The sequence below is a fragment of the Streptomyces sp. NPDC003943 genome (assembly GCF_053605265.1).
In genome coordinates, this window is the sequence record NZ_JBSGIW010000175.1 from 1 (window position 1) to 5,566 (window position 5,566).

Below are 5,566 nucleotides of genomic sequence, written 5' to 3' on the forward strand. Positions count from 1 at the left end.
CTACCCCGTCTACAGCGTCCACCAGCACGCCATGGCGCCCACCGCGCTGCTCGACCTCGCCGAGGCCGGCGGCACCGACTTCGCCGAGCCCGTCCTGGTGACGCCTACGCGCCGAGCAGCTTGCGCACCCGGTCCGCGCCCACCGCGAGCAGCAGCGTGGGCAGGCGGGGACCCGTCTCGCGGCTGACGAGGAGCTTGTAGAGCAGGGCGAAGAAGGAGCGCTGGGCCAGCTTCAGCTCGGGGGTGGGCTTGGCCTCGGGGCTGAGGCCGGCCATGACCTTCGGGACGCCGTAGACCAGGGTGGTCAGGCCGTCGAGGGACCAGTGGGTGTCCAGGCCCTCCAGGAGCAGGCGGAGCGACTCGCGGCCCTCGTCGTCGAGGGTGGCGAGGAGCTCGGTGTCGGGCTCGTCGCGGACGATGGTGCGCTGGTCGGCCGGGACCTGGGTGGTGATCCAGTTCTCGGCGCGGTCGAGGCGCGGGCGGACCTCGTCGAGCGTGGTGACCGGGTTCTCCGGGTCGAGCTCGCCGAGGATGCGCAGGGTCTGCTCGTCGTGGCCGGCGGTGATGTCCATGACCGAGGCGAGCGTGCGGTACGGCAGCGGGCGCGGCGTGCGGGGCAGCTCGCCGGCGGCGGTGCGGGCGGCGCGCGCGTACGCGGCGGCGTCGGCGGGGAGGACGGTGCCGTCGGCGACCTTGGCCTCCAGCTTGTCCCACTCGTCGTAGAGCCGCTGGATCTCCTGGTCGAAGGCGATCTTGAAGGACTGGTTGGGCTTCCGGCGGGCGTACAGCCAGCGCAGGATCTGCGGCTCCATGATCTTCAGGGCGTCCGACGCGGTGGGGACGCCGCCGCGCGAGGAGGACATCTTGGCCATGCCGCTGATGCCGACGAAGGCGTACATGGGGCCGATGGGCTGGACGCCGTCGAAGATGCCGACGATCTGGCCGCCGACCTGGAAGGAGGAGCCGGGCGAGGAGTGGTCGACGCCGGACGGCTCGAAGATGACGCCTTCGTAGGCCCAGCGCATGGGCCAGTCGACCTTCCAGACCAGCTTGCCGCGGTTGAACTCGCTCAGCTTGACGGTCTCGGAGAAGCCGCAGTTGGAGCAGGTGTAGGCGAGCTCGGTGGTGTCGTCGTCGTACGAGGTGACGATGGTGAGGTCCTTCTCGCACTGCCCGCAGTAGGGCTTGTACGGGAAGTAGCCGGCGCCGCCGCCGGAGCCGTCGTCCTCGCCGGCGGCGCCGGAGCCCTCGGCGGCCTCCAGCTCGGCCTCGTCGACGGGCTTCTGCGACTGCTTCTTCGGCGCCTTCTTCGTCCGGTACTGGTCGAGGATGGCGTCGATGTCGCCGCGGTGGCGCATGGCGTGCAGGATCTGCTCGCGGTAGACGCCGGAGGTGTACTGCTCGGTCTGGCTGATCGGGTCGTACTCGACGCCGAGCTCGGCGAGCGCCTCGACCATGGCGGCCTTGAAGTGCTCGGCCCAGTTCGGGTACGAGGAGCCGGCCGGGGCCGGCACGGAGGTCAGCGGCTTGCCGATGTGCTCGGCCCAGGACTCGTCGATGCCCGCGATGCCGTTCGGCACCTTGCGGTAGCGGTCGTAGTCGTCCCAGGAGATCAGGTGCCGGACCTCGTACCCGCGGCGGCGGATCTCGTCGGCGACCAGGTGCGGGGTCATGACCTCGCGCAGGTTGCCGAGGTGGATCGGGCCGGACGGGGAGAGTCCGGAGGCGACGACGACCGGTTTGCCAGGCGCACGTCGCTCCGACTCGGCGATGACCTCGTCCGCGAAACGGGAGACCCAGTCGGTCTCGGTGCTGCTCTGAGCCACGGTCGGTTCGTCCTTCTTCCTTGGTTCCCTCGAAGCCTTACAGCTCTGGGCCTTACAGCTCCATCTCAGTCATTGTCCCAGACGGAACGACGGTCTCCGCGGTTGTCCACAGGGTGGAAGTTGTCCACAGCCGGAGAAAACTCGTTGCCCGCCCATGGGACACTTGACAGGCGAAACAGCCCGTAAGAATTCCTCACAGGAACGGAAGCTCATGGCCTCGGTCCCTTCCCTCGCTTCGACCGTGCAGCAGCGCCTCGCGGAAGGCCTCTCGGCAGCCCTGCCGGAGGCCGGGTCCGCCGACCCGCTGCTGCGACGAAGCGACCGGGCCGACTTCCAGGCCAACGGCATCCTGGCGCTCGCCAAGCAGCTCAAGGGCAACCCGCGTGAGCTGGCGACGAAGGTCGTCGAGTCGATTCCGGCGAACGACGTGCTGAAGGAGATCGAGGTCTCGGGCCCCGGCTTCCTCAACATCACGGTGTCCGACCGGGCGATCGTCGACACGCTGGCCGCCCGGGCCGCCGACGAGCGGCTCGGCGTGCCGTTCAACCCGTCGGCCGGCACGACGGTGATCGACTACGCGCAGCCGAACGTGGCGAAGGAGATGCACGTCGGCCACCTGCGGTCCGCCGTGATCGGCGCCGCGATGGTCGAGATCCTGGAGTTCACGGGCGAGCAGGTGGTCCGGCGCCACCACATCGGCGACTGGGGCACCCAGTTCGGCATGCTCATCCAGTACCTGATCGAGCACCCGCACGAGCTGGACCACAAGGCCGAGGGCGCGGACCAGGAGGTCTCCGGCGAGGAGGCCATGTCCAACCTGAACCGGCTCTACAAGGCGTCCCGCGCGCTCTTCGACTCCGACGAGGAGTTCAAGACCCGGGCCAGGGCGCGGGTCGTGCAGCTGCAGGCGGGCGACGAGGAGACGCTGACGCTGTGGCAGCGGTTCGTCGACGAGTCGAAGATCTACTTCTACTCGGTCTTCGAGAAGCTCGACATGGACATCCGCGACCCCGACATCGTCGGCGAGTCCGGCTACAACGACATGCTGCAGGAGACCTGCCGCCTGCTCGAGGAGTCGGGCGTCGCGGTCCGCTCCGAGGGCGCGCTGTGCGTGTTCTTCGACGACGTGAAGGGCCCGGACGGCAACCCGACCCCGCTGATCGTGCAGAAGTCCGACGGCGGTTTCGGTTACGCGGCGACGGACCTGTCGGCGATCCGCGACCGGGTGCAGAACCTGAAGGCGTCGTCGCTGCTGTACGTGGTGGACGCCCGCCAGTCGCTGCACTTCAAGATGGTCTTCGAGACGGCCCGCCGGGCCGGCTGGCTGAACGACGAGGTGAAGGCCGTCCAGCTGGCCTTCGGCACGGTCCTCGGCAAGGACGGCAAGCCGTTCAAGACCCGTGAGGGCGAGACGGTGCGGCTGGTGGACCTGCTGGACGAGGCGATCGAGCGGGCGTCCGCGGTCGTCCGCGAGAAGGCCCAGGACCTGTCGGAGGAGGAGATCGCCGAGCGGGGTGCCCAGGTGGGCATCGGCGCGGTGAAGTACGCGGACCTGTCGACGTCGGCGGCGCGGGACTACAAGTTCGACCTGGACCAGATGGTCTCGCTCAACGGCGACACGTCGGTGTACCTGCAGTACGCGTACGCGCGTATCCAGTCGATCCTGCGGAAGGCCGGCGACGCCCGGCCGGCGGCCCACCCGGAGCTGGAGCTCGCGGCCTCGGAGCGGGCGCTCGGCCTGCACCTGGACTCGTTCGGCGAGCTCGTGCAGGAGACCGCCGCGGAGTACGCGCCGCACAAGCTGGCCGCGTACCTCTACCAGCTGGCGTCGCTGTACACGACGTTCTACTCGGAGTGCCCGGTCCTGAAGGCGGACACCCCGGAGCAGGTCGAGAACCGCCTCTTCCTGTGCGACCTGACGGCGCGGACGCTGCACCAGGGCATGGCGCTGCTCGGCATCCGGACGCCCGAGCGCCTCTGACGGAAGTACGGCGAAGGCCCGGGCGGGAGTCCCCGCCCGGGCCTTCGTATGTGTTCAGCGGTTGATCGGGTGCGAGGTCCGCCCGGAGACCTGGTCGATCTCGACGTGGGCCTTCTGCAGCAGCTGCGAGGCGATGTCCATCAGCGCACGCGCGCCGGCGATCTCCTCGCCGACCCGCAACTGCTCCGGGTCCGAGGGGTGGCGATTGGCATTGCCGTGGCCGCGGATCTCGGTGCCGTCACTGAGCCGCACCATGGCCGCCGCCCGCGTCCGGTCGCCCTCCTCCTCGAACTCGGTCTCGATGTGCCAGCCGACCAGGGTGTGGGACTGCATCATGAGGACCACCTCCAGAGAGGTACCTGTCGGGTACCTCTCCAGGGTGCATCCGGAGACCGGAGATTCGCGCGCTCAGAGACCGGGCTCAGAGACCGGGCTCAGAGGCCCCGGGCGAGCTTCTGGGCGGCCTCGGTCGCCCAGTAGGTGAGGATCATCTGGGCGCCGGCGCGGCGGATGCCGGTCAGGGTCTCGAAGATCGCCTTGTCCCGCTCGATCCAGCCCTTCTCGGCGGCGGCCTCGACCATCGCGTACTCGCCGCTGATCTGGTACGCGGCGACCGGCACGTCCACCGACTCGGCGACCTTGGCCAGGATGTCCAGGTACGGGCCGGCCGGCTTCACCATGACCATGTCGGCGCCCTCCTCGAGGTCGAGGGCGAGCTCCCGCATGGACTCGCGCACGTTGGCGGGGTCCTGCTGGTACGTCTTGCGGTCGCCGGTCAGCGAGGAGCCGACGGCCTCGCGGAAGGGGCCGTAGAAGGCGGAGGAGTACTTCGCGGTGTACGCGAGGATCGACACGTCCTCCTTGCCGATGGTGTCCAGGGCGTCGCGGATCACGCCGACCTGGCCGTCCATCATCCCGGAGGGGCCGACGACGTGGACGCCGGCGTCCGCCTGGACCTGGGCCATCTCGGCGTAGCGCTCCAGGGTGGCGTCGTTGTCGACGCGCCCGTCGGCGTCGAGGACACCGCAGTGGCCGTGGTCGGTGTACTCGTCCAGGCACAGGTCCGACATGATCACCAGGTCGTCGCCGACCTCGGCCCGCACGTCCCGGATCGCCACCTGCAGGATCCCGTCCGGGTCCGTCCCCGCCGTACCGGCCGCGTCCTTCTTCGCGTCCTCCGGCACGCCGAACAGCATGATCCCGGAGACGCCCGCCTCGACCGCCTCCACGGCGGCCTTCCGCAGGGTGTCCCGCGAGTGCTGCACGACGCCCGGCATCGCCGAGATCGGCACGGGCTCGGTCACGCCCTCCCGCACGAACGCGGGCAGGATCAGATCGGCCGGATGCAGCCGCGTCTCGGCCACCATCCGCCGCATGGCGGGCGTCGTACGCAGCCGCCGCGGCCGCGCTCCGGGGAAGGATCCGTACGAGTTCATGCCTTTGAGGCTACGCCGGTGGGCAGGGTGCATTTACCGACACGATGTTGCCGCCCAAGCCCGCGTTGGGCGCCGCGCGGGGTAGATCCTGCCCCCCCCGTGTGGGCAATCGTCCCTCCCCCAGACTTCGTCCGGGGGGACCCCCAGGCGGGACCATTGCCCACAACGGGGTGTGGCGACGAACGGCGGACCCAGCCGGCGCAGCCCAAGCGGGCGCCGTGCCGGCGGGCGCGGCTCACATGAGCCGGCTGCCGAGGCCGACCGGCGAGCCGCCGTGGTCCTCGCAGTAGCAGTCGTCGACCGCGTTCTCCGCGACCATCAGC

4 protein-coding genes are annotated in these 5,566 nt (G+C 69.9%); 1 reads left to right on the forward strand and 3 read right to left on the reverse strand.

Annotated features, from left to right (window positions below):
• Positions 1-104: 104 nt before the first annotated feature.
• Positions 105-1,826: a lysine--tRNA ligase gene (lysS, locus tag ACWEV0_RS35620; RefSeq protein WP_453153955.1), complete on the reverse strand. Its 1,722-nt coding sequence runs from the start codon at positions 1,824-1,826 to the stop codon at positions 105-107.
• Between the two features lie 211 nt (positions 1,827-2,037).
• Here lysS and argS point away from each other — a divergent pair, with 211 nt between their 5' ends.
• Positions 2,038-3,807, forward strand: a complete 1,770-nt coding sequence (gene argS / locus ACWEV0_RS35625; protein ID WP_453153956.1) for an arginine--tRNA ligase — start codon at positions 2,038-2,040, stop codon at positions 3,805-3,807.
• 54 nt (positions 3,808-3,861) lie between these two features.
• Here the strand turns inward: argS and ACWEV0_RS35630 are convergent, their stop codons facing one another.
• Complete coding sequence (locus ACWEV0_RS35630; protein ID WP_403800156.1) at positions 3,862-4,143, reverse strand: DUF1876 domain-containing protein; 282 nt, start codon at positions 4,141-4,143, stop codon at positions 3,862-3,864.
• 98 nt (positions 4,144-4,241) lie between these two features.
• Positions 4,242-5,243 (reverse strand): porphobilinogen synthase, encoded by a 1,002-nt coding sequence (gene hemB / locus ACWEV0_RS35635; RefSeq protein WP_453153957.1) that lies wholly within the window; start codon positions 5,241-5,243, stop codon positions 4,242-4,244.
• Positions 5,244-5,566 lie beyond the last annotated feature (323 nt).